General features: G+C 72.9%; 19 protein-coding genes and 1 riboswitch. Of the genes, 5 read left to right on the top strand and 14 right to left on the bottom strand.

What is annotated here, in order from left to right:
- Nucleotides 1-201: 201 nt before the first annotated feature.
- Nucleotides 202-1,707 carry a hypothetical protein gene (locus ACSC1Q_RS31900; RefSeq protein WP_436762405.1) on the bottom strand — a complete coding sequence of 502 codons (1,506 nt, stop codon included), beginning with the start codon at nt 1,705-1,707 and terminating at the stop codon, nt 202-204.
- Nucleotides 1,708-1,973: 266 nt separating this feature from the next.
- On the opposite strand from ACSC1Q_RS31900, the gene ACSC1Q_RS31895 reads away from it, so the two are divergent.
- On the top strand, nt 1,974-4,082 hold the full coding sequence (locus ACSC1Q_RS31895) for an ATP-dependent DNA helicase (protein ID WP_436762404.1): 2,109 nt from the start codon (nt 1,974-1,976) through the stop codon (nt 4,080-4,082).
- A gap of 277 nt (nt 4,083-4,359) precedes the next feature.
- Here ACSC1Q_RS31895 and aroQ read toward each other — a convergent pair whose 3' ends face one another.
- The 5 genes from aroQ to ACSC1Q_RS31870 all read right to left on the bottom strand — a co-directional run bounded on the left by aroQ (nt 4,360) and on the right by ACSC1Q_RS31870 (nt 8,964).
- The gene (aroQ, locus tag ACSC1Q_RS31890; RefSeq protein ID WP_436762403.1) at nt 4,360-4,794 is read right to left on the bottom strand and encodes a type II 3-dehydroquinate dehydratase; all 435 of its coding nucleotides are present in this window, start codon (nt 4,792-4,794) and stop codon (nt 4,360-4,362) included.
- Between the two features lie 345 nt (nt 4,795-5,139).
- Nucleotides 5,140-6,216: a 3-dehydroquinate synthase gene (aroB, locus tag ACSC1Q_RS31885; protein WP_436762402.1), complete on the bottom strand. Its 1,077-nt coding sequence runs from the start codon at nt 6,214-6,216 to the stop codon at nt 5,140-5,142.
- A complete protein-coding gene (locus tag ACSC1Q_RS31880) occupies nt 6,213-6,716 on the bottom strand; it encodes a shikimate kinase (RefSeq protein WP_436762401.1) in 504 nt (167 codons plus the stop codon). The genes aroB and ACSC1Q_RS31880 overlap by 4 nt, the downstream gene beginning before the upstream one ends.
- A gap of 64 nt (nt 6,717-6,780) precedes the next feature.
- Nucleotides 6,781-7,959 (bottom strand): chorismate synthase, encoded by a 1,179-nt coding sequence (gene aroC / locus ACSC1Q_RS31875; RefSeq protein WP_436762400.1) that lies wholly within the window; start codon nt 7,957-7,959, stop codon nt 6,781-6,783.
- A 126-nt stretch (nt 7,960-8,085) separates the two neighbouring features.
- Nucleotides 8,086-8,964 carry a prepilin peptidase gene (locus ACSC1Q_RS31870; RefSeq protein ID WP_436762399.1) on the bottom strand — a complete coding sequence of 293 codons (879 nt, stop codon included), beginning with the start codon at nt 8,962-8,964 and terminating at the stop codon, nt 8,086-8,088.
- A 146-nt stretch (nt 8,965-9,110) separates the two neighbouring features.
- On the opposite strand from ACSC1Q_RS31870, the gene ACSC1Q_RS31865 reads away from it, so the two are divergent.
- Nucleotides 9,111-10,103 carry a hypothetical protein gene (locus ACSC1Q_RS31865; protein ID WP_436762398.1) on the top strand — a complete coding sequence of 331 codons (993 nt, stop codon included), beginning with the start codon at nt 9,111-9,113 and terminating at the stop codon, nt 10,101-10,103.
- A complete protein-coding gene (locus ACSC1Q_RS31860; protein ID WP_436762397.1) occupies nt 10,082-11,101 on the top strand; it encodes a cation:proton antiporter in 1,020 nt (339 codons plus the stop codon). The genes ACSC1Q_RS31865 and ACSC1Q_RS31860 overlap by 22 nt, the downstream gene beginning before the upstream one ends.
- Here the strand turns inward: ACSC1Q_RS31860 and ACSC1Q_RS31855 are convergent.
- From ACSC1Q_RS31855 to ACSC1Q_RS31835, 5 genes are all read right to left on the bottom strand, one after another.
- The gene (locus ACSC1Q_RS31855) at nt 11,022-11,585 is read right to left on the bottom strand and encodes an SseB family protein (protein WP_436762396.1); all 564 of its coding nucleotides are present in this window, start codon (nt 11,583-11,585) and stop codon (nt 11,022-11,024) included. The two genes, ACSC1Q_RS31860 and ACSC1Q_RS31855, sit on opposite strands and share 80 nt — an antisense overlap.
- 292 nt (nt 11,586-11,877) lie before the next feature.
- A complete protein-coding gene (gene bar, locus ACSC1Q_RS31850; RefSeq protein ID WP_344922465.1) occupies nt 11,878-12,969 on the bottom strand; it encodes a barbiturase in 1,092 nt (363 codons plus the stop codon).
- 27 nt (nt 12,970-12,996) lie between these two features.
- A complete protein-coding gene (locus tag ACSC1Q_RS31845) occupies nt 12,997-13,905 on the bottom strand; it encodes a carbamate kinase (protein WP_436762395.1) in 909 nt (302 codons plus the stop codon).
- Nucleotides 13,906-14,244: 339 nt separating this feature from the next.
- A complete protein-coding gene (locus tag ACSC1Q_RS31840; RefSeq protein ID WP_436762394.1) occupies nt 14,245-14,973 on the bottom strand; it encodes a thioesterase II family protein in 729 nt (242 codons plus the stop codon).
- Nucleotides 14,974-15,210: 237 nt separating this feature from the next.
- The gene (locus ACSC1Q_RS31835) at nt 15,211-15,771 is read right to left on the bottom strand and encodes a TetR/AcrR family transcriptional regulator (RefSeq protein WP_436762393.1); all 561 of its coding nucleotides are present in this window, start codon (nt 15,769-15,771) and stop codon (nt 15,211-15,213) included.
- 80 nt (nt 15,772-15,851) lie between these two features.
- Here ACSC1Q_RS31835 and ACSC1Q_RS31830 point away from each other — a divergent pair, with 80 nt between their 5' ends.
- Complete coding sequence (locus ACSC1Q_RS31830) at nt 15,852-17,540, top strand: MDR family MFS transporter (RefSeq protein WP_436762392.1); 1,689 nt, start codon at nt 15,852-15,854, stop codon at nt 17,538-17,540.
- Nucleotides 17,541-17,801: 261 nt separating this feature from the next.
- On the opposite strand, the gene ACSC1Q_RS31825 is transcribed toward ACSC1Q_RS31830, so the two are convergent.
- The 3 genes from ACSC1Q_RS31825 to ACSC1Q_RS31815 all read right to left on the bottom strand — a co-directional run bounded on the left by ACSC1Q_RS31825 (nt 17,802) and on the right by ACSC1Q_RS31815 (nt 21,009).
- Nucleotides 17,802-18,305, bottom strand: coding sequence for a ricin-type beta-trefoil lectin domain protein (locus ACSC1Q_RS31825; RefSeq protein ID WP_436762391.1), 504 nt, complete (start codon nt 18,303-18,305; stop codon nt 17,802-17,804).
- Nucleotides 18,306-18,596: 291 nt separating this feature from the next.
- On the bottom strand, nt 18,597-19,598 hold the full coding sequence (locus ACSC1Q_RS31820) for a bifunctional 5,10-methylenetetrahydrofolate dehydrogenase/5,10-methenyltetrahydrofolate cyclohydrolase (protein ID WP_436762390.1): 1,002 nt from the start codon (nt 19,596-19,598) through the stop codon (nt 18,597-18,599).
- A riboswitch (ZMP/ZTP riboswitch) is annotated at nt 19,571-19,653 on the bottom strand. It overlaps the preceding gene by 28 nt.
- Nucleotides 19,654-19,824: 171 nt before the next feature.
- Nucleotides 19,825-21,009: a pyridoxal phosphate-dependent aminotransferase gene (locus ACSC1Q_RS31815; protein WP_436762389.1), complete on the bottom strand. Its 1,185-nt coding sequence runs from the start codon at nt 21,007-21,009 to the stop codon at nt 19,825-19,827.
- Between the two features lie 448 nt (nt 21,010-21,457).
- Between ACSC1Q_RS31815 and ACSC1Q_RS31810 the strand changes: the two genes are divergently transcribed.
- A complete protein-coding gene (locus ACSC1Q_RS31810) occupies nt 21,458-23,455 on the top strand; it encodes a substrate-binding domain-containing protein (RefSeq protein ID WP_436762388.1) in 1,998 nt (665 codons plus the stop codon).
- Nucleotides 23,456-23,555: the final 100 nt, after the last annotated feature.

Here is a 23,555-nt window from a genome sequence, read left to right as displayed (position 1 = left end):
CCGCCCGGGGCGGCCGAGACCGCCACACGGCGCCGGACCACGTATCCGGCGGACGCCACACGCTATCCCCTCCGGCGTCGAGCTCGCGACCGGGGCACGGCGGCGCCGAGCCCCGGAAAGTCCCGGAAGCTCCTGAGGTCCCGGGGACCCCTGAGGCGCTGGAGATCCCTGAACTCCCGGAGATCCCCGCTGAGGGGGATCTCACCAGTCGCGGTCGCCCCTGTCGTCGCGGCGGCGGCCCTCGCGGCGCCCGCCCTCGTACTGGCGCCCTTCGTCGTACTGTCGGTCGTCGCGGCGGCGGTCGTCGTACCGCTCGTCGTAGTGCTGCTCGGGGCGGAGCCTCTCGCCGGTGGAGTGCGGCGGCGGATCCTGGACGTAGGGGCGGGGCAGCCTCTGGTCGGGCGCCACGGGCGCCGCCTGGCCGAGCAGGCCCAGCGGGTCGGACGGGTCGACGTCCTGCTGCGGGTACGCGGGCGGCGAGCCGTACAGGTCGCGCAGGTCGGCCGGGTGACCGGCCTGGTGGGGCTGCCGGCCGCCGAACGCGTAGGGATCGGGCTGCGCGGGGGGCGGGTAGCCGCCGCCGTACTGGTCGGCCTGCGCGTTGCCGTAGGCGGCCTGCTGCTGGGCGGCGAACCCGAAGGGGTCGGTCGAGTTCTGCTGTCCCTGCCCGTAGGGGTCGGGCTCCGGCCGCGGGGCGGGCGGGGCGGACTCGGCGAACCGGCCGAAGAACTGGTCGGGGCGCGGCGTGAACGGGGCGGCCGGCTTCTGCCGGCTCTCCGGGGGCGCGAACGGGTCGACGGGCCGGGGTTGTGGCTGGGACTGCGGCTGGGACTGCGGCTGGGCCTGGGGCGGCACGCCGTACTGGTCGGACAGCCGGCCGCCGAACCGGTCGGCGGGCCCGGCGTAGGGCTCGGGCCGCTGCTGCGCGGGCGGGGCGGCGTACGGGTCGGGCTGCTGCGAGACGGGCGGGGCGGCATAGGGGTCGGGCTGCTGGACGGGCGCGGCGTACGGGTCGGGCTGCTGGGCGCCGTACGGGGGCTGCGCGGGCGGGTAGCGGTCGCCGGGCAGCTGGTAGGCGGGCTCGCCGGGGACGGGGCCGGTGCCGAGCGGCTCGACGGGCTGCGGCTGCCCGTAGGGCAGTGAGTCGTTCACGATCATGTTCTCGCGCGGCACGGCGTCGGAGGAGGAGCCGTACCCGGGAGGCATCCGGTCCTGGGACCGGTCGGACCGGTCCATGGGCGGGGGCGTCACGCCCCGCGCGACGAGCACGTCGTTCGGGCCGAGGGCGGCGACCTGGCGGGGCTCGTCCAGCGGCGAGGGGACGTGGCCCGCTGGGTCGGGGTACTGCTGCGGCTGGGCGTAGTCCTCGGGCCGGGGCCGGGCGTACTGGCCGGTGCCCGGGTATTCGCCGGTGGCCGGATACTCGCCGTAGGCCTGCGGCTCGTCCTGCGGGGGCTGCTCGGCGCGCGCGGGCTCGCCCACCTCGTCGGGGTACTGCCCACCGGCCTCGACGAAGCCCTCGTCAAGGGTGTCGACCAGGCGCCCCACGTCGCTCATGGGCATGCGGAAACTCGCGGTGCACATCTCGCCGCGCCACAGGCTCAGCACCAGCGTGCCTTCGTGCCAGGTGACCCGGAGCACCCGCTCCTGGCCACGCTCGTCAAAGAACACCTCGCCGAACGACGGCAACGGGACAACTTCCGACATGGAAGACATGTTGCTTTAACCAGCCTTTATTCGTCCACTCGACCTCGGGAAACCCTACCGAACCAGTTCTTTCCGTCCCCATCTTCCGCCTCAGCGGTACCAGAGCGGTAGCCCTTCCCTTGACCTTACGAGGATTGGTGAGCCGGGTGATCCCGCCAGTTTGCCATGTGACGTGAACCCCGGGTCCCGGAATACGGGTATGCGTCCACCCCACGACTCGCCGGAGCAGCCGCGACTGTCGGGCCGAACGGGTACGGTTGGCTGTCGTGCCGACCGACTCCATCGCCCCATCCGAAGACGTCTCCTCAAAGGTGGATATTCCCCCGGTTGAGGATTTGCTGAGCACCGCCGTCGAGGCGGTGGGCGGGGTCGAGCGCCCCGGCCAGATCACCATGGTGAGGGCGGTGCAGCACGCGATCGAGTCGGGCGACCACCTCGCCGTGCAGGCGGGCACGGGCACCGGCAAGTCGCTCGCCTACCTGATCCCCTCGATCAGGCACGCGATGACCTCCAAGGGCGCCGTGGTCGTCTCCACGGCCACCATCGCGCTCCAGCGCCAGCTCGTCGACCGCGACCTGCCCCGCCTCGCCAAGGCGCTCGCCCCGCGGCTGCCGCACGAGCCGGCGTTCGCGATCCTCAAGGGCCGCCGCAACTACCTGTGCCGCTACAAGGCGAGCGCGGGGTGGCCCGACGAGGAGCAGGACCAGCTCTTCGACCCCCGGGAGGTCAACGCGACGGGCCGGATGGTCCAGCGCATCCAGGAGTGGGCGAACGAGACCGAGACCGGCGACCGCGACGAGCTCGTCCCCGGCGTCAACGAGCAGGCCTGGCGGCAGTTCTCGGTCAGCGCCAGGGAGTGCCTGGGCGCCACGCGCTGCCCGAGCGGCATGGAGTGCTTCGCCGAGCTGGCCCGCGCCCGCGCCGGTGAGTCCGACGTGGTCGTGACCAACCACGCGCTGCTCGCGATCGACGCGATGGAGGACTTCCCGCTCCTGCCCGAGCACGAGGTGGTCGTCGTCGACGAGGCCCACGAGCTGGTCGACCGCGTCACCTCCGTGGTCAGCGGCGAGCTGTCGGAGACGATGGTCACGGTGGCCGCGCGCCGGGTCGGCAAGCTCATCGAGCAGCACCTCGCCGACCGGCTCATGGAGAGCGGCGAGGACCTCAAGGCCCTGCTGGCCGCCGCCCCCGCCGGGCGCCTCGACGACCTGCCCCAGGTGCTCGGGATGACGCTCGCCCTGGTCCGCGACGCGGCGTGGGCGTGCGTCACCGCCCTCGGCCCGCGCAACGGCGACAAGGACGACCCGGAGGGCGCGGGGCTGCGCAGGGCGGCCTTCACCTCGCTCGACGAGGTCCACGACACCGCGCAGCGCATGCTCGACGCCTTCGGCCACGCCGAGGAGGTCGACCGCGCCGAGGTGGTCTGGCTGGAGGCGGGCACCGACCGGCGCCCGCCCCTGCTGAGGGTGGCGCCGCTGACGGTGGCGGGCATGCTCCGCGACAAGCTCTTCGGCGACCGTACGGTCATCCTGACCTCGGCCACGCTCGCCCTGGGCGGCGCCTTCGACGGCCTGGCCCGCCAGTGGGGCCTGGGCAACGGAAAGAACGCGGCGGGAGACGAGACGCGGGAGAAGGAGAGCGGAGAGGGCGGCGGGGGCGGAGAGGACAAGGACGGGAAGAAGCGGCGCAAGGGCGGCAAGGCCGGGGCCGGGTGGGAGGGCATCGACGTCGGCTCCCCCTTCGACCACCCGCGCAGCGGCATCCTCTACGTCGCCAAGCACCTGCCCCAGCCGGGCCGCGACGGCCTGCCCGAGGCCTACCTTGAGGAGATCACCGAGCTGATCGAGGCCGCGGGCGGCCGCACGCTCGGCCTGTTCTCCTCGATGCGCGCCGCCAAGGCCGCCACCGAGGCGCTGCGCGACCGGCTGAGCGTGCCGCTGCTCTGCCAGGGTGACGACTCCACGATGCTGCTGGTCAAGCAGTTCGCCGAGGACGAGCCGACCTGCCTGTTCGGCACGCTGTCTCTCTGGCAGGGGGTCGACGTCCCCGGCCCGTCACTGCGGCTGGTCATCATCGACCGCATCCCCTTCCCGCGCCCCGACGACCCGCTCAGCTCCGCCCGGCAGCGCCACGTCGCGGCCAAGGGCGGCAACGGGTTCATGTCGGTCGCCGCGACCCACGCCGCGCTGCTCCTCGCCCAGGGCGCGGGCCGCCTGCTGCGCAGCCAGCACGACAAGGGCGTGGTCGCGGTGCTCGACCCCCGGCTGGCGACGGCCCGCTACGCCGGGTTCCTGCGCGACTCCCTGCCGCCCTTCTGGCCCACCGACGACCCGGCGAAGGTCCGCAGCGCCCTCAAGCGCCTCAGCGACTCCTGAGACCACCGGCCGGGCGGCCGACGATCACGCGCGGGACACATCCGATGCCGGTGCCGGGATGTCCCGCGCGGGTCCGTGGGCGAGAGCCCGCCCGGATCGGGTCGCGGAAACGCGAATCCGGTCCCGTCGCGGAAACGCGAGCTCGGTCCCGTCGCGGAAACGCGAGCTCGGTCCCGTCGCGGAAACGCGAGCTCGGTCCCGTCGCGGAAACGCGAGTCCGGTCCCGGGGCGTGTGCCCTGGTCTCGAAGACGCGGGCCCGGGTTTCGGGTGCCGGGCTCAGGAGGCGGTCTCGGCGATGGCCCGCAGGGCCAGCACGTACGACCCCAGGCCGAAGCCCGCGATGGTGCCGGTCGCCACGGCGGCGACCACCGAGGTGTGCCGGAACTCCTCGCGGGCGGCCGGGTTGCTGATGTGCACCTCGACCAGGGGCGCGGTGCGCTGGGCGATGGCGTCGCGCAGCGCGTAGGAGTAATGGGTGAACGCCGCCGGGTTCAGCACCACGGGGATCCGGCCGTCGGCCGCCTCGTGCAGCCAGCCCAGCATCTCGGCCTCGTCGTCGGTCTGCCGCACGTCGACCGACAGGCCGAGCTCCCTGCCGGTGTCCCGGCAGAGCGCGGCCAGGTCCGCGAAGGTCTCCGCGCCGTAGACATCCGGCTCGCGGGTGCCGAGCCGCCCCAGGTTGGGGCCGTTGAGCACGTAGACGGGTCTCATCGGGTCACTCACCGCTCCTCGATGACCGCGCGCCTGCCGCGCGGCCGACGTCACTCATGCGGCGCGCCACCCGGCACCGCCCCACCGCTCCCCGCCGAGGCTTCGGCCGCGGACCCGGTCTCCGTCCCGCGCACACTTCCGACCCCGGTTCCCGGACCGCGGACATCTCCGGCCCCGGACCCGGTTCTCGGACCGCGGGCATCCCCCGCCCCGGTTTCCGGACCGCGGGCATCTCCGGACCCGGACCCGGTTCCCGGACCGCGGGCATTCCCGGCCCCGGACCCGGCTCCCACCCTGCGGGCGGGCCCGCCCTTCCCGAGGCGTACGGGCCCGGGAACGCGAGAATCACCGGGCGACCTCGCGGTAGGCGGCCTCCAGGAGCTCCTCCGGCGGGTCGACCAGCGGGGACACCTTCGCCAGGTCGTCCAGGAGGACGAAGCGCAGCTTGGCGCCGCGGCTCTTCTTGTCGAGGCGCATGTGGTCGCGCAGCTCGGGCCAGGCCTCGCGGCGGTAGGCGGTCGGCAGCCCGACCGAGGTCAGGATGGACCTGGTCCGCTCCACGACGTCGGCGCCGATCCTGCCGTCCAGGCGGGACAGCTCGGCCGCGTAGACCATGCCGATCGCGACGGCCTCGCCGTGGCGCATGCGGTACTCCTCGACGCGCTCGATGGCGTGCGCGAGCGTGTGGCCGTAGTTGAGGATCTCCCGCAGGCCGCCCTCGCGCAGGTCGGCGCCGACGACGGTGGCCTTGATCTGGATCTTCCGCTCGATCAGCTCCCGGGTGTGCCGCCCCTCGGGGAGCCTGGCGCCCTCCGGGTCGTCCTCGATGAGCGTGAGAATCTCCGGGTCGGCGATGAAACCGCCCTTGATGATCTCCGCGAGGCCGCCCACGTAGTCGTCGCGGGGCACCGAGACCAGCGTCGCCAGGTCGCACAGCACCCCGGCGGGAGGGTGGAAGGAGCCGACCAGGTTCTTGCCCTCGGGGGTGTTGATGCCGGTCTTGCCGCCCACCGCCGCGTCGACCATGCCGAGCAGGGTCGTCGGCACCTGCACGACCTTGACGCCGCGCAGCCAGGTGGCGGCGGCGAACCCCGCCAGGTCGGTGGTTGCTCCCCCGCCGACGCCGACCACGGCGTCGGAGCGGGTGAGGCCCGCGCGGCCGAAGGCGGACCACAGCTCCGCGGCCACCTCGACCGTCTTGGCGCGCTCGGCGTCGGGCACCGGCAGCGCGACGACCTCGTACCCGGCCGCCTCGATCGCGCCGCAGACCGGGCGGGCGATCTCCGGCAGGCTCTCCGGGTGGATCACCGCGACGGTGCTCACCCCCGCGCCGAGCAGGCCCGGCAGCTCGCCGAGCACCCCGGTGCCGACCACCACGTCGTACGGGCTCTCGCCGGGGACCTCGATCCTGGAGATCGTCACGGCTTCAGGCCCTCCACGATCTCGTCGACGATCTGGCCCGGATCGCGCTCGTCGGTCTTCACGACGATCGTGGCCAGCCCCTCGTAGACGGGGCGCCGGGCGTCCATCAGCTTCTTCAGCTGGCTGCGCGGGTTCAGGACGAGGAGCGGTCGCGCCGACGCGAGGCCGACCCGCTGGACGGCGTTGGAGAGACCGACCTCCAGGTAGACCACGGGCTGTCCGGCCAGCAGCTCGCGGGTGGCCTCGGCGAGGATCGCGCCGCCGCCCAGGGAGAGGACGCCGTCGTGCTCGGCCAGCGCCCGCCGCACGGCGTCGGCCTCCAGCTCGCGGAAGAGCTCCTCGCCGTCCTCGATGAAGACGTCGCTCACCGGCTTGCCCGCCGTGCGCTCCACGTCGGCGTCGGTGTCGCGGAAGGCGACCCCGAGCCGCGCGGCCAGGAGCTGCCCGACGGTCGACTTGCCCGATCCGGGGGGACCGATCAGCACTGCTCGGGGACTCATCCGATCTCCTTCGACGCCGGCCTGATCACCGGGGAACCGGGAGCGCCCTCGCCGGGACGCCCGCTCACTTGATCACCAACGAGGAGAGGTAGCCGGACAGGTTGCGGGCGACCTCCTCGACGGAGTCGCCGCCGAACTTCTCGATCGCCGCGTCGGCCAGGATCAGCGCGACCATCGCCTCGGCGACGATCGCGGCCGCCGGGACCGCGCACACGTCGGAGCGCTCGTGGTGGGCCTTGGCGGCCTCGCCGGTCAGCACGTCGATGGTGGCGAGCGCCCGGGGAATGGTGGAGATCGGCTTCATCGCCGCGCTGACGCGCAGCGGCTCGCCGTTGGTCATGCCCCCCTCGACGCCGCCGGCCCGGTTGGTCATCCGGCGTACGCCGTCGGCGGTGTTCTCGATCTCGTCGTGGGCGAGGGAACCGGGGCGGCGGGCCGTCTCGAACCCGTCGCCGACGCCGACGCCCTTGATCGCCTGGATGCCCATCAGGCCGGCCGCGAGGCGGGCGTCGAGGCGGCGGTCCCAGTGGGTGTAGCTGCCCAGGCCCGGCGGCAGGCCGTAGGCGATCACCTCGACGACGCCGCCCAGGGTGTCGCCGTCCTTGTGCGCCTTGTCGATCTCGGCGACCATGGCCGCGCTGCCCTCGGGGTCGGCGCAGCGCACCGGGTCGGCGTCGACCGCCTCCAGGTCGCCGGGCCCGGGGACGACGCCCTGGGTGGTGACGGCTCCGCCGATCGAGACGACGTGGCTGACGATGTCGACGCCGAGGGCCTGCTTGAGGAAGCTCCGCGCCACCTGGCCGAGCGCGACGCGGGCGGCGGTCTCGCGGGCGCTGGCCCGGTCGAGCACCGGGCGGGCGTCGTCGAAGCCGTACTTCTGCATCCCGGCGAGGTCGGCGTGGCCGGGGCGGGGGCGGGAGCGCGGCGCGTTGCGCGCCTGGCCCTCCAGCACGGCCGGGTCGACGGGGTCGGCGGCCATCACCGTCTCCCACTTGGGCCACTCGGTGTTGCCCACCCGGATGGCCACCGGGCTGCCGAGCGTCCGGCCGTGGCGGACCCCGCCCGCGATGGTCACGACGTCCTGCTCGAACTTCATCCGCGCCCCGCGGCCGTAGCCGAGGCGGCGACGGCGCAGCGCCTCGTCCAGCTGTGCCGTGGTCACCTCCACCCCGGCGGGCAGCCCTTCCAGGATCGCGACGAGCTCGGGGCCGTGGGACTCTCCGGCGGTCAACCAGCGCAACATGGTGACAAGTCTTCCACGTGTCGCCCACTGGAATGGCCTTCGTTCACTGGTTGAGACATCCGGCGGTGAACGTCACACCGGAGGCCGGAACCCGGGCGGGGGCGGACGCTCAGGGGAGCGGTCCGGTCAGAGGCCGGTACCGGCGAGGACGGCGGCCAGGGCGCCGACGGCCATGAAGGGCCCGAAGGGGATCTCGCTCTTGCGGCCCGCGCGGCGCGCGAGCATCAGGACGGCCCCGTAGAGCCCGCCGGCCAGCAGTCCGAGGAAGGCCCCGGCGACCAGGGTGTCCCAGCCCAGCCAGCCGAGGGCGGTGCCCAGGCTCGCCGCGAACTTGACGTCGCCCAGTCCCATGCCCGCCGGGTTGACCAGGAAGAGCACCAGGTAGAAGCCCGCCAGGGCGAGGCCGCCCAGCCCGGCGCCGAGCAGGTCCCCGAGGCGGCCGTCGGCGAGGGCCGGTACGGCCAGCGGGGCGGCGGTTCCCAGGTAGGCGGCGAGGGTGAGCCTGTCGGGCAGCCGGTGGACGGCGGCGTCGACGAAGGACAGGGCGACGGCGACCACCGCCAGCCAGCCGAAGGCGAGCAACTCCCCCGCCCTGCCGACCGGCGTGATCCCCGTCTCCGGCACTCCCGCCGCGTCCGGCCACAGCGCCCGCAGCGCGAGAGCGGCGAGCACCACCGCGGTGACCCCCTCCACCGCCCCGGCCGGGGGCCAGGGGCCGCGCCGCTCGCCCCCGGTCCCGTCGCCCCTCTCGGCCTCTTCTGCCCTCTCGGTCCCCTCAGTCTCCTCGGCCCTCTCGGCCTTCTCGGCCTTGTCGACTCTGTCGATTCCCTCGCCTCCCTCGCCTCCCTCGGCTTCGGTCCCTTCGCCCCCCTCTGCCCTCTCGGTCACCTCGGCTCCTTCGGCCCACGAGTGGCGGGCGACGACGCGCCGCGTCCAGAAACCGATGGCCAGCCCCGCCAGGGCCGCCAGCGCGGGGAGGACCAGGAGGGTCACCGGGGGGCTCATGGAGCCGACCATAATCCGCGAACCCCCGCCGCGCCGGGGATCCGGTCACTCCGGCAGGTGCGCCGAAGTGACCTCGTAGGTCATTGACGGGAGCCGCGATGATCACAGAGGCTGGAGGCATTCCTACCCCCGGAGGGCCGGACCGCGTGGACACGGATCGCTTCAGCAAGCTTCCCGCGGTCATCGCGTCACTCGTCCTCCTGCCGGTGCTGCTCGAACTCCTCGCGTGGTACATCGAGGGCGAGGAGTACGACGTGGCCCGCGCGGTCACCGTGGTCCTGGTGATCGTGGGGCTCGCGCTCATCGCCACCGTGCTGGGCCGGATCAGGGCGCGGCTGCCGGTGCTGCTGGTGGTCGCGCTGACGGTCACCGCGGCGGGCGAGGCGGTGCTGGGGTTCGTGGCGGCGTTCGGGCCGGTGCTCTGGCGGGGCGGGGTGCCCGGCGAGCTGCACGGGCTGGTCACCGCGGGGGTGAGCGCCTTCGCCGTCGCCACCGGCGTCTACCTGCTCGTCCAGTATCACCGGGGCCTCTACCTCCCGTACCTGGAGGCCGGGATGGGCCCGCTGCCCACCGTCACCAAGCGCAGGGTGCTCGGCGAGTCGGAGATCCTGATCCGCACCATGCCGAACATCGGCCCCTCGGTGGAGAAGGCGCTGGCCAGCTGCGTCGCCATGGTCGACCAGGACGACCTGCACTTCGTGGCCTTCTTCGGCGACCAGAAGTGCCGTTTCTACACCGACGTGCTGGATGACGGCGACCTGGCCCACTTCTTCCACGAGACAGACCAGGAGGAGCGCAGGAAGATCTATCTCAAGGCGGGCAACCAGCTCAACTGGCTCACCCAGCGGCTCAACCGGCAGTTGCGCAGGCTGGAGGGCGGCGTCCTCATCCGCACGGTCCTCGACGTGGAACGCGGGGCCATGTTCTTCTACTGGATCGACGAGACCCGCTATCTCATCGGGGTGACCCTGGACCAGCGCAAGGTCGACGTCTCCGACGACAAGATGGCCGATCTCGTGGACACGATCCGCGGGCACTTCACCCTTCCCCCGATCAACCAGCGGGAACGCACCACCAAACCCCAGGGACACCTGCGATCCATTCCAAGGAGTGAACGGTGGCCCGAATCGGGCTCTTGATCGTCGTCGTCGGTCTCGGCTGGCTCTCCGCCGACCTGGGCGGTATGAACAACCTGGAACACTCAAGCGCGTACGTGCTGTTCAGCAGCCTGCTGCTCGCGATCGGACTGTACGGCAGCACGCACGGGATCGACCGCGCCGAGGCGAGGGAGCACTCCCGGCTGATCGTGCTCGCCGTCACCGTCGGGGTGCTGCTCAAGACCGCGTTCATCGCCGGGGTCGTCTACCTCGTCTCCGGCGACCCCCGGGCGCTGATCATGGCGGTGGTCGTCGCCCAGATCGACCCGCTCTCGGTCGCCGGGGTGATGCGGGACGGCCGGCTCTCGAACCGGGCGAAGACGATCCTCGGGGCGTGGTCCTCCTTCGACGACCCGGTGACGATCATCCTCGCCGTGTACGCGGCGGCGCTGGTGAGCGGCTCGGGGGGCGGCGGGCTCTCGGCCTCGTACTTCGCCGACCTGGGGTTGAACGTGCTGTTCGCGGGCGCCGTCTACCTGCTGTGGCGGCTGGTCAGGAACGCCCCGCCGGTGCTGACCTACGTGACGGCGGCCGGGGCGGTCGTGTCGGCCGCGTGGACCTCGCTCATGCTCGGCCTGGCGACCGCCGGGCTCTATCTGCGCCTGCCCGACGCGCGCTGGCTGGGGCGGGCGGTGAGCGCGGCGTTCGCGCTGTCGGCGTTCCTGATGGGCCTGCTGCTCGTCGGCGGGACGAACATGGGCATGGGCGTGCTGCTCGGGCTGGCCGCGTACGCCGCGCAGATGGTCGCCGCGCTGGTGCTCACCCACGGCCTGCCGACGATCGACCGGGTGCACCTGGGGCTGGCCCAGCAGAACGGGGTGACGGCGGTGATCCTCGCCCTGGTCTTCGAGCGCGACTTCGGCGGGTTCGTCGCCGTGATCGCCCCGGCGATCCTGACGGTCAACCTCGTCCACGCGGCGGCCAACCGAACCGCCGACGCCTGGGGGGCTCGGCGATCTCTTCCATCCGCGCCACGGTGACGCCGGGGGTCTCGGCCCCCAGCCGGTCGACGGTGCCGGACTCGACCGCGGCGAGCGCCCGCAGGAGACCCCCCTCGATCACGAAGGGCACCGGTCCCGCGACGTCCAGCACCACGGCCGCGGTGTCCTCGTGCACCGCCGCCTGGCAGACCTGGAGGATCGTGGCCTGGATGGGCCTGGCGTCGGGGCGCCAGCGCCGCAGCGGTTCCGTCCCGGTGAAGGCGAGCACCGCCTCGCGGCCGTCCGCGCCGACGAGCTTCGGGAGGGCCATCTCGCTCTCCTTCTCCTGCCGCAGCCCGTGCTCGCCGATCTCCGACTCCTTGAGCAGGGCGACGACGGGCACGAGCAGCCGGGCCCCGCTCAGCGCGGCGACGACCTCACCGGCCTGCGCCCTTCCCTCGGCGAAGGCCGCGAGCGCGGATGTCACGGCGACGTCGGCGGCGCCGTCGTCGCCGGGGACCAGGGGCTGCGGAATGCTCGGCACGAACCGGGAGCCTACCCGCGGCCGGGACGGGGGGACGACCGCCCCGCCCGGCGCGGCCCCCGGCCCCCGGTTCGCGCGGACGCACCGCACGAGCCGGGACACGGCCGGGCGCGGTCGGGGTGCGGCCGGGGCAGGGCCGGGCACGTGTACGCCTGGCGTGTCCCGTCCGGGCGTACGCGTCACGTCCAGCGGCGCGGCGTGCCGGGCGGGGCATGCCGGGCCGGGCATGCCGGGCGGGGGCATGCCGGGCCGGGGCATGCCGCGACGGCGCGCCGGGAGCGGGTGCCGCCCGTCAGCCGAGGTCGGCGATGGCGGCCACCGGGCCGCCGCCGCTCGGTCCCTGGTGGACCGCCGCGACCGAGACGAACACGGCCGGATCCCCGGTGACGCTGGCCGCGACGCCGCCCACGGTGGCCTTGATCTGGCGGTGCCAGTGCACGTCGGAGTCGTCGAGCATGATGTTGCGGCGGCCCCGCACGCTGCCCGACGGGTCGGCCTCGCACTTCATGAAGACGTTGACGAGCCGGTCGCCCAGGTCGGACGGGTGGGGACGCTCGGGCAGCTCGATGCCGCTGGAGCGGATCGCCTCCCAGATGCCGTCGGCGTCCAGCGCGTCCTTCATGACCGAGTGGCCGATCCGGTACCGGCCGCCGATGCCCCGTACGTTGCCGACGACCACGATCTGGGCCCGGTCCAGCTCGACGCCCGAGGAGCACGACGCTACGGAGGAGTAGAGCGACAGGTCGCGGTGGATCTGGTCGGCGGCGGGCATCTCGATCTCGCCGAGGGCGACCGCGATGCCGAGCGCGGTGGTGGAGTTGGAGATGTCCATCGACGGGCCGGTGTCCTCGATGACCACGTCCTTGCCGCGCGACTTGGCGTCGTTGATCGTGGACAGGGTGAGCAGCGGGGTCTTGGTCTGGACGTAGTGGACGTCGGCGGGGTCGTCGATCCCGGCGAGCTTCATCGCCTCGCGGACTCCGGCGGCGACCTTCTCCACCATCGCGGGGCGGCCGATGTCCTCGGGCAGGATCACGTCGCTCATCGCGATGCCGACGCTCACCCTCGGCTCGTCGCCGGGCTCGGCGTTCGCGGTGGTGGCGAAGATCGTGGCGTGCGGGCTGAGCACTCCGTCGGTCCCGCCCGACCACACCAGCGGCACGCTCTCGGGGGACGGGTGTCCCTTGGCCGCGAGCACCCCGCGGAAGGCGGTGTCGGCCAGGATGCGGGTGTAGTCGTTCACCCCGCCGTTGCCCTCGGTCTTGCCGATCACCGCGAGCACCCGGTGCGCCTCGATCACCCCGTCGTCGATGAGCCGCGCCAGCCCTGAGGCGTCGGTCACGCTCTCGATGGGTACCTTGCGCACTTCAATGGGTTCGGGCATCCCTGCCACCTTTCGATCGCGTCATGTTCACTTTCGCACCACGGTGCCGGTCTCCCCGGTGAGCGCCGCTCCCATGTCCTCAAGGGAGGTGATCACCGACCGGTCTCCGCCCTGCTCGACGAAGCGCAGCGCGGCCTCGACCTTCGGGCCCATGCTGCCTCCGGCGAAGTGCCCGGCGGCGTGCAACACGCGCAGCTCCGCCGCGGTGACGTGGCCCAGGGGCCGGGCCCGGGGCGTGCCGAACCCGACGACGGCCTGGGGGACGTCGGTCGCGATGACCAGGACCGTGGCCCGTACGGCACGGGCGAGCACGGCGGCGGCCAGGTCCTTGTCGATCACGGCCTCGACCCCGGACAGCCGTCCCTCGTCGTCGCGGGTCACGGGCACGCCGCCACCGCCCGCGGCCACGACGGTGAACCCCGCGGCCACCAGCGCGGCCACCGCGGGCGCGTCGAGGATCTCCAGCGGCTCCGGGGAGGCCACCACGCGGCGCCAGCCCCGTTCGAAGCGGCGCCAGGTCTGGCCGAGCTCCTCGAAGCGGCGCGCCTCCACCTCGCTGAAGTAGCGGCCGATCGGCTTGACCGGGTCGTGGAAGGCCGGGTCGGCGGGGTCGACGAGCGTACGGGTGACCACGACCGCGGCGCGGCCGTCGAGCGCGTTGAGGATGAGGGTGCCGATGGTGGCCTGCGTCTGCGCCCCGCACCAGTCGAGCGGCACCGGGGGCACGACGTGGGCGGCGAGCTGGTTCTTCAGGATCAGGTTGCCGACCTGGGGGCCGTTGCCGTGGGTGAGGGTGACCTGGTGGCCGTCCGCGATGAGCGCGACGACGTGGCGCATGGCCTGCTCGACCGCGCGGTGCTGGTCGCCCGGCGAGGCGCCGCCGTCGGGCCCGGTCATCGCGTTGCCGCCGAGCGCGATCAGTACTCGTTCACCCACAGGCCGACGCTAACGGCCTCCTCGCCCCACCTCATGGGCACTCATTGCCCAAGGAGCACCCTTCCTTCGACATATCCAGCCAACCGGCCGGCTTCGGCGAGCCTCGCGGGGGCGGACATGACCCGGGGCGGTACGGCTCCTACCGTCCGGAGCCCGTATCGGGACGTTCCCATGCCCACCGCCCCGGCCGCCTCTGCCCCGGCCGCCTCGCCTCCCCGTCGCGAGCGGACCGGGCCGTGCACGCCCCGGCCGCCTCACCCCCTCGGACCTGGGAGCGCGAGAGTGCTCTTCCTTGCCCTGCCCTCGTTCCGGGAGCCGCGGCGAGCGGCCTCTGCCCGTTCAGCCCACGAGCGTCCTGGCCATCCCCTCGACCACCGCCGCGCGCTGCGGCTGCAGGTAGAAGTGGTCGCCGGGGAAGACCGTCAGGGCGAAGTCGGAGCTCGTACGGGCCTCCCACGACTTGGCCTGGACGGGGGTGACCACCGGGTCGGCGTCGCTGACGAAGGCGGAGATCGGGGTGTGCAGCGGGGGCCCGGGACGGTGGCGGTAGGCCTCGACCAGGCGGAAGTCCGCGCGGACGTAGGGCAGGATGATCTCGCGCATCGCCCGGTGGGACAGGATCTCCACCTCGGTGCCGCCGAGTTTCGCTATCTCGGCCACGAAGCGGTCGTCGTCGTACTCCGAGATCGAGGGCCTGTCGCGCGGGTCGTGCGGTGCTCTCGCGCCGGACACGAACAGCCGCGCCGGGGCGATCCCCCTGGCCTCCAGGCGGCGCGTGACCTCGTAGGCGAGCGTCGCCCCCATGCTGTGCCCGAACAGCGCGAAACGCCGGTCCAGCAGCGGCAGCATCGAACCGGTCACCTCGTCGGCCAGCGTGTCCATGTCGTCGGGCAGCGGCTCGTTGAACCGGTCGGCCCTGCCGGGCAGCTGCGTCGCGTGCAGCTCGACGGACGCGGGCAGCAGCTCGGACCACGCGCGGTAGGCGGTGGCCGACCCTCCCGCGTGCGTGAAACAGAACAGCCTCGTGGTCGCCCCCGGACGGGGAAAGGCGCAGCGCAGCCAGCTCATGTGACCATGTTCCCACGCCGCGGGCGACCGGGTGATCGCGGAGGGATCGTGGAGGGATCACGGAAGGCCCCGGAGCCGGGGCCGGCCGTCTCCCGACCGTCTCCCGACCATAGCCACGACCACGACCGCGACCACGACCGCGGTCACGGCCGCGAGGGGCGTCCGGGCATCGGGCGGGGGAGGTTGGGGCAGCCGTCCCTGACGTACCGCACCATGCGCGGGGGCGGGCGCGGTGCCTCACGCGCCGAGGCAGGCCTCGAAGACGGCGGTGAGGCGGGCGACCACGGCCTCGTGGTCGGGGACGTCGGCGGCGTCGGGGCCGTAGAGCTGGCGCATCGTGCCGGTGCCGGTGACGAGCGCGGTGGCGACCGTCGCGCGGAAGGCCGCGTCGGGGCCGGAGAGCCGCGCCGAGAGGGGCTCCAGGATCGCCGAGCTGACCCGGTCGCGGATGATCTCGTGGATCTCCGGGGCGCTGGAGGACCGGATGAGCGCGGCCAGCACCACGCTCCCCTGGTCGGAGCGGAGCCGGTCGGCGACGTACTCGGCCAGGCGGCGGGGCAGCTCCTCCTCGGGGCCCTCCAGAACGCCGGGGAAGCGTCCCTGCATCGCGAGCACCTCGGCGAACAGCTCCCGCTTGCTGCCGAAGTAACGGTTGATCAGCGCGATGTTGGCGTCCGCCTCCGCGGCGATCGTCCGCATCGTCACCTGGTCGTACCCGAGGTCGGCGAACAGCCGGCGGGCGGCGTCGAGGATGCGCCGCCTGGTGCCCTCCCTGTCGCGCTGCCGTATCTCATCCACCTACGGGATCCTTCCAGATTTGACGAGTAAACAAGCGTCTACTAACTTCATATGTACTGTACACGCATTGGGGGAAGGTCATGCTGACCGAACAACAGATCCAGGCCGAGGCCGCACCGGGTTTCACCCACAGACAGGTGCTGGAGATCCTGGCCGGACTGATGCTCGCCATGCTGACGTCGATGATCTCGACGTCCGTGGTGGGGACCGCGCTGCCGACCATCGTCGGCACGCTCGGCGGTCAGGAGCAGCTCGCCTGGGTGGCGAGCGCGACCCTGCTGACCATGACCGCCTCCACCCCGATCTGGGGCAAGCTCTCCGACCTCTACGGCCGCAAGCTCATGTTCCAGGTCGCGCTGGTCGTCTTCGTGCTGTCCTCCATCGCCGCCGGGTTCTCCCAGGACATGGGCCAGCTCATCGCGGCCAGGGCGCTGCAGGGCATCGGCGCCGGCGGTCTCGCCGCGCTGCCGCAGATCATCCTCGGCGACGTGGTCGAGCCTCGCGAGCGCGGGCGCTACTCCGGTTACATCGGCGCGGTCTTCGGCGTCTCGACGGTGGCCGGCCCGCTGCTCGGCGGGTTCATCGTGGACAACATGTCCTGGCGCTGGACCTTCTGGTTCTGCGTGCCGCTGGCCGTGGTCGCGTTCGTCGTCATCCAGAAGGTGCTGAAACTGCCGCTCGTCCGCCGCGACACGAAGGTCGACTGGTGGGGGGCGACCTTCATCACCGGCGGCACCACCGCGCTGATGCTGCTGCTCTCCCTCGGGGGCAAGGAGTTCGAGTGGAACTCCGCGTGGACCTACGGCCTGGGCGCGCTCAGCCTGGCGCTGTTCGGCCTCACGGTCGTCGCCGAGCGCAAGGCCGCCGATCCGATCCTGCCTCCGCACCTGTTCCGCAACCGCACCTTCGTGCTCACCTCCGTCGCCTCCCTGCTGGTCGGCGCGGCGATGTTCGGCGCGCTGATGTTCCTGCCGCAGTATCTGCAGATCGTCAAGGGCATGAGCCCCACCGGTTCGGGCCTGATGACCCTGCCCCTGGTGCTCGGCCTGCTCACCTCCTCGATCCTGACCGGCCGGTTCGTCAGCCGTACGGGGCGGTGGAAGATCTTCCCCGTCGTGGGCATGCTGCTGGTCGCGACCGGACTGTTCCTGCTCTCCCGCCTGCACGTCGACAGTTCGCTGGTGCTGGTCGGCTTCGACAACGCGGTGCTCGGCATCGGGCTCGGCGCCTCCATGCAGATCCTGATCCTGGCCGCCCAGAACGCGGTGACCCGCGCGAACCTCGCCTCGGCGACCTCCGGGGTGTCGTTCTTCCGCTCCCTCGGCGGCGCGGTGGGCGTCGCGGCCTTCGGCGCGATCCTGACCAACCGGCTCACCGCGGAACTGGTCTCCCTGGCGAAGGCGGCGCACCTGCCGCTGAGCGGTGGCGCGGTCCCCAGCCTCGGCTCCCCCGAGGCGATCCACGACCTCCCCGCGCCGGTCCTGGAGATCATCCTGGAGGCCTTCACCCGGGCGATGGGCGCGGTCTTCGTGGTGGGCGTCCCGATCGCCGTCCTGGCCTCGGTGGCCGTCCTGATGATCAAGGAGATCCCCCTGCGCTCGGCGCGGTCCGCCACCCCGGCGGCCACCGCCGACCCGGCCCTCCCGCCGGTCGCCGCGGCCGACGCCGTCGTCGTCACGGCCAGCTCTGCCACCCCGCCCGGCACGATCATCCCGCCGGCCGGCACGACCGATCCGGCCACCCCGCCGGTCGGCGTGGGAAGGCCGTAACACCCCCGCGCCGCCCGGGGCCGGCCCGCTCTCCGGCCGGCCCCGGGCCCTTTTACGCCCGCCCGCCACGCCCGCCTCGCGCGAGCCGCCCGCCCCGGGCGGGGGCGATCCTCCCGGCGGATCCTTACGGCCCCGGCAGATCCTTTCGGCGGATCCTTGCGGCGGTGCCGCGAGGATCGCCCCCCTTCCCCGTCCGGGGTCAGACCACGGCGCGGGGAAACGGCGGGCACGGCCCGTACCGCCGCCCGCGAGTGGCGGCCGTCAGAGCGTCCACTTCTGGTTGGCCCAGCCGTTGCAGTTCCACAGCTGTACTTTGGTCCCGTTCGCGTTGATGGTCCCCAGGTCCGCGTCCAGGCAGCGCCCGTTGTACATGCTGTAGATCGTGCGGCTCGTCGCGTCGTAGATCCATTTCTGGTTGGCCCAGCCGTTGCAGTCCCAGAGCTGCACCTTGGTCCCGTTCGCGTTGATGGTCCCGAGATCGGCGTCCAGACAGCGGCCGTTCTCCTTGCTGTGGATCGTGTGACTGGACACGTCGTAGCTCCACGACTGGTTGTCCCAGCCGTTGCAGCCCCACAGTTGTACCTTCGTCCCGTTCGGGCCGATGGTGCCGAGGTCGGCGTCCAGACAGCGCCAGTTCTGGTGGCTGCGAATGGGGCCCCAGGCCGCGGACTCCGAACCCGAGGCGGCCGCCGCGCCGGGGACGAACCCCGCGCAACCGAGCGCGATCGCCGCGGCCGACGCCAGCACCCTGAATCTCCGTCGCATCGTCGATGCTCTCCTTCCTGCGAATCACGGCGGTGGAGAGCGGCGCACGCCACCGGGAGGAATTCGCCCGGCCCGATCCACCCCGCACCGCGCGTACCGCTCCCGCGAGCACGCCCGGCCATCACTCTCCGCAGCAGAAGGTACACGCAGCGAGATCGATTCCGGGTCGGCGACACGGCGACACGGCGACCGGCGTTTCGCGTGGCGGGGTGTCCCCCGGGCCTCCTACGGGCTTCCTCCGGGCTTCCTCCAGGCGTCCTTCGGGCTTCCTCCGGGTGTCCGGCCCGGCGGCTACCGGGGCCCCTCCCCCGCGAGGGAGCCCGTGGCGCGCTCGGCCGCCGTGATCGCGTTGCGGAACAGCATCGCGACCGTGGTCGGCCCGACCCCGCCGACCCTGGGGGTGATGGCCCCGGCCACCCGGGCGCAGGACTCGTCGACGTCGGGCAGCAGGCGCCTGCCCTCGTAGCGCACCCCGCCGCCGATGACGACCGCGCCGGGCTTGACGTGCTCGGGCTGGACGATCCCCGGCACCCCGGCGGCGGCCACGAGGACGTCGGCGCGCCGCGTGTAGCGGGGCCAGTCGGCCACCCCGGTGTGGACGACGGTGACGGCGGCGTTCGCCGTCGGGCGCTTCTGCGCGAGGAGGATCGACAGGGGACGGCCCAGGGTGGCACCGCGCCCGAGGACGACCACCTCCCGGCCCGCCACCGGGATGTCGTGGAACGCGAGCAGCGCCTCGATCCCGGCGGGCGTGCACGGCAGCGGGCCGGGGAGCTCCAGCGCCAGCCGCCCGATGTTGAGCGGGTGCATGCCGTCGACGTCCTTGTCCGGATCCATGACCTGCAGGGCCCGGTCGTAGTCGAGGTGCTTGGGGACGGGGTGCTGCACGAGCAGCCCGTGCACCGCCGGGTCGTCGTTGAAGGCGGTGATGACCGCGTGCAGGTCCGCCTGGCCGGCGCTCGCGGGCAGGTGCTCGTGCGGTGAGGCGAAGCCGAGCTCGGCGGCCTGCCGCTGCTTGATGCGGATGTATCCGGCGCTGGCGTCGTCGTCACCGACCAGGACCGTCGCCAGGCTCGGGGTGACGCCCCGGCGGGTCAGGGCGGCCACCCGTTCGGCCACCTCGGCGAGAATCCTCTCGGCCACCGGGCCACCCGGGAGAAGCCTGGCGGACGGTGTGCTCTCGGACTCGGAACCGTCCGGTGTGGGCCGGGCGTTCTCGGACCCGGAGCCGTTCGGTGTGGGCTGGGACATGCGCGTCCTCTCGGCGTGGGCGCCCAGGCGGTCGACTCCCACGACGAGCTCCCCGATGGTTGATGCCATCCCCTAGCCGCCAGTCGCGTCCATCCCAGGATGCCCGATCACCCCCCGCCCGGTCGAACCACCCCCGCCGACGCGCCCGTACGACCTTCGCCTCCCGTTCCGTACGGGCTGTGCTTCCCGTCGCGTGCGGGTCGTGTTTCCCGTCGCGTACGCCTTCGTGCGCGTCCGGCTCGGCGGGAGGGGCCCGGGACGTGGTTCCTCAGGAGGCGGCGCCCCCGGTCGCGCCGAGACCGGCCAGGCGGCTCACGGCCTCGTCGATGACCTCGTCCCGCTTGCAGAAGGCGAAGCGGACGAAGTGGCCGCCGCGCTCGGGGCGGGCGTAGAAGACCTGGGTCGGGATGGCGACCACACCCGCCAGCGAGGGCAGCTCGCGGGTGAGGGCGAGGCCGTCGGTGAAGCCCAGGGGACGGATGTCGGTCTGCACGAAGTAGGTGCCCGCGGGGCGGTAGACCTCGAAGCCCGCCGCGGACAACCCCGCCGTCAGGCGGTCACGCTTGGACTCCAGGTCCGCCCGCAGGGCGGAGACCCAGTCGAGCTCGTGGCGCAGGCCGTGGGCGACGGCGAGCTGCCAGGGCGCGGCGGCGGTGAAGGTGATGAACTGCTTGACGGTCTGCGCGGCCCTGACGAGCTCGGGCGGCGCGCAGATCCAGCCCGTCTTCCAGCCGGTGACCGAGAAGGTCTTGCCCGCGGAGGAGATCATCACGGTGCGCTCGCGCATGCCCGGCAGGGTCGCCATCGGCACGTGCTCGACGCCGTCGAAGGTGAGGTGCTCGTAGACCTCGTCGGTGACGGCCACCAGGTCGCGCTCCAGGCACAGCCGGGCGATCTCGTCCAGTTCGGCGCGGGTGAAGACGGTACCGGTGGGATTGTGCGGGGAGTTGACCAGGACGGCCCGGGTGCGCGGTCCGGCGGCGGCGCGCAGCTCGGCGGGGTCGAAGGTGAAGCGGTCCTCGACCGGGCGCAGGGTGACCGGCCGGAGCACGGCCCCGGCGAGGGCGACGGCCGCGGCGTAGGAGTCGTAGTACGGCTCGAAGGCGATCACCTCGTCGCCGGGCTCGCACAGCGCGAGGATCGTCGCGGCGATCGCCTCGGTCGCGCCGACGGTGACGAGGACCTCGCCGTCGGGGTCGTAGTCGAGCCCGTAGTGATCCTTGCGGTGCTCGGAGACGGCCCGGCGCAGCTCGGGCACCCCCGGCCCCGGCGGGTACTGGTTGGAGCCCTCGCGGATCGCCGACACCGCGCGCTCCAGCATCGCGGCGGGCCCGTCGGTGTCGGGGAAGCCCTGCCCGAGGTTGATCGAGCCGGTCCGCAGGGCGAGCGCCGACATCTCGGCGAAGATGGTCGTGCCGAACTCGCGCATCCGCGCCACCAGAGGATCACTCACGCGTCCCAGCGTAGTCCCGCTCCCTCGCGGCGCCTCTTCCCGAAAGCATCCGTTCTCCACGGATCACGTCGTGGACGCCGCCTCGGCGGGGGCCGCGGGAGGCGTTCACCGGGGTGCTCGGAAAACCGGCGGGAACGCGACCGGAAGGCGTCCGGAAAACGGCCGGGAACGCGCCCGGTGAATCGAGGCACCGGAGACGAACGGCGAGCCGTCATCCGGTCGTCGCCCGTGCCGTCACGTCATTGAACGAAAAACCCGGACCCGCATTTGTTTGACGAATCACCCCCGGTCACCCCCGGTCATCCGCGGCTCGGTGAATGCGGACGGCCGTAAACACCACGGCGGCGGGACCCCGTCCCGTGGATCACCGAAACGCTCTCTCGGTGGTGATGGCCGGACGTAGGGTGAACGCGAAGCTCGGGAGACCACCGGCGGAGACGACTGACAGATGGCCGATAGCGAGAAGACCGCGGAGACCTCGCCCTCGGCGGACGCCACCGGTTCGGCGGAGCGCGCGTGGCAGATGGTGACCGCTTTCTCCAACGCCCTCGTCCAGACGCTGCTGGTGCTTCTCGCCCTCTCCATTTCCACGGTCTCGAAAGTGGCGCTGGTCTGCGGGATTCTCGCGCTGACGGCGCTGACCATTTTCCCCGGCCACCTGCTGAAAAGCACCGCCTGGCTGCGCCGCGCGGTTCCTGAGCGAATGTACGGCCTTCTCGGGATGTTCTCCCAGTGGGTGCGCCGGGACGTCTGGTGGCTGCTCTCCGCCGGTGTCCTGGTCACCGTCGTCGCCGTCGTGGCCGTCGTTCCCAAGGACGAGCCGTGGGGCACCTGCCGGATCCCCGACGAGATCACGTTCCTGGCGTCCGCCGAGACCTCCCCGGCCATCCAGCGGGCGGCCGGGGAGTTCATGGCGGGGAAGGTCGACTGGTGGGGCTGCCGGCAGACGAACATCAACGTCAGCGGGCTGCGCGCCGACGAGGTGCGCGACCGGCTGGGCGACTGGGCGTTCCCCGTCCAGCCGGCGACCGGGCGGGCGTCGGACCGGACGGCCGGCGGGCCCCCGGGCGCCCGGCCCGACGGGTGGATCGCCGACTCCCTCCAGGAGATCGACTACCTGGACAGGAGCGCGGACGGCGTGCCGGCGTTCGGCGAGCGGACGGTCGTCGCGACCTCACCCCTGGTCATCGCCGCGCCGGAGAAGCTCGCCGAGGAGCTCACCGAGGCCAACAGGAAACCGGGAGACCGCGACTGGGCCGACCTGCTGCGCGGCAGGCCGGGCGCCCGGCAGCAGGTCGTGCGCACCCATCCGCTCGCCTCCAACGTCGGCCTGATGGCCACGGCCGCCGCCCCCGGCCCCGCCGAGGGGCTGTCCGCGAAGGTGCGGCCGGGCGACAGCGTCCGCGACGTGATGTGCCGGTACGCGGGCTCCCTCGACACGTCCGCGATGGTCCTGACCGAGCAGCAGTTCCACGAGCTCAACGTCTCCCTGTCGGGCACCGACCCCGCGCTCCCCGCGTCGGGCGGCTGCGCCGTCCCGGGTGCGAGCCCGCCGGGTGCCGCACCGGGGAGTGCCGGGGAGAGGCCTCCACAGCTGACCGCCGTCTACCCGAGGGGCGGCCACGCCATGCGGTACGCCTGCGTCTCCAGGCGGTGGCCGGACCTGAGGCGGCCCCCCGCCGTCGAGCGGACGGTCGAGGAGTTCTGCGGCTTCCTGCGGGAGGCCCTCCCCCGCTACGGGTTCCGCGACGCCGAGGGCCGGCTGAACGTCGCGAGGCTGCCGGCGAAGGCGCCCTGGCTGAGGGCCGCCGCGCCGGTGGCGGCGGGCTGGAAGCCGGACGTCTCCAAGCTGCTGTACAAGCTGGCGACCCCGCTCGCCGACCACGTCCTCGTCGTGGTCGACGTCTCCGGGTCGATGGCGCGCAACAAGGTGAACGACGGCAGGTCGCGGCTGGAGGCGGCGATCCAGGTGGCCCAGGTCGCCGTCACGTCCAAACGCGGTGAGCGGACCACGGGAATCATGACGTTCTTCCCCGGCGACGACCGCGGTGTCCCCCCCGGGCCCGTCGGCGACGAGGGAAAGGCCCTCGCCGACAGGCTCACCGCCATCCGGAAGGCCTACCGGGACGGTTCGCGCCCCGACCCCCTGATGCGTCCCGTCGTCATGAAGGCACTCGGCCAGATGGCGGAGACCGGTGATCCCGAGGAGCGCAGGGCCGTGCTCCTGCTCACCGACGGAGGGAACCCTCGCGGGCTGACCGCCGAGGACCTCAGGAAACACGGCGACGTCCGCCTGCTGATGCTCTCCTTCGACCTGCACGGCTGCGGCACGTCCCCGCTGCCGAAGCTCCGGGACGGGGGCCTGATGTCCTGCTACGACGCGAGCACCGACCCCGACCAGAAGCTGGACGACGCGTTCACCGAACTCCGGACGGTCACCGACTGACGTTCTCCCCCGCACTCTCCCGAAGCCAAGCCCGAACCCGAACCCGAACCCGAACCCGAGCCCGAGCCCAAAGCCGAGCCAAGCCCGAACTCGAACCCGA

The sequence above is a fragment of the Streptosporangium heterodermiicola genome, from assembly GCF_051390675.1.
Lineage (GTDB): Bacteria > Actinomycetota > Actinomycetes > Streptosporangiales > Streptosporangiaceae > Streptosporangium.
The sequence above is the reverse complement of the archived record's forward strand: the minus strand, read 5'-3'. Positions and strand labels throughout refer to the sequence as shown.

Coding starts and splice junctions, on each gene's coding strand:
- ACSC1Q_RS31900 (WP_436762405.1), bottom strand. CDS start 1,707: ATGTCGGAAGTTGTCCCGTTGCCGTCGTTCGGCGAGGTGTTCTTTGAC.
- aroQ (WP_436762403.1), bottom strand. CDS start 4,794: ATGAGACCCGTCTACGTGCTCAACGGCCCCAACCTGGGGCGGCTCGGC.
- ACSC1Q_RS31880 (WP_436762401.1), bottom strand. CDS start 6,716: ATGAGTCCCCGAGCAGTGCTGATCGGTCCCCCCGGATCGGGCAAGTCG.
- aroC (WP_436762400.1), bottom strand. CDS start 7,959: ATGTTGCGCTGGTTGACCGCCGGAGAGTCCCACGGCCCCGAGCTCGTC.
- ACSC1Q_RS31870 (WP_436762399.1), bottom strand. CDS start 8,964: ATGAGCCCCCCGGTGACCCTCCTGGTCCTCCCCGCGCTGGCGGCCCTG.
- bar (WP_344922465.1), bottom strand. CDS start 12,969: ATGCCCGAACCCATTGAAGTGCGCAAGGTACCCATCGAGAGCGTGACC.
- ACSC1Q_RS31840 (WP_436762394.1), bottom strand. CDS start 14,973: ATGAGCTGGCTGCGCTGCGCCTTTCCCCGTCCGGGGGCGACCACGAGG.
- ACSC1Q_RS31830 (WP_436762392.1), top strand. CDS start 15,852: ATGCTGACCGAACAACAGATCCAGGCCGAGGCCGCACCGGGTTTCACC.
- ACSC1Q_RS31825 (WP_436762391.1), bottom strand. CDS start 18,305: ATGCGACGGAGATTCAGGGTGCTGGCGTCGGCCGCGGCGATCGCGCTC.
- ACSC1Q_RS31810 (WP_436762388.1), top strand. CDS start 21,458: ATGGCCGATAGCGAGAAGACCGCGGAGACCTCGCCCTCGGCGGACGCC.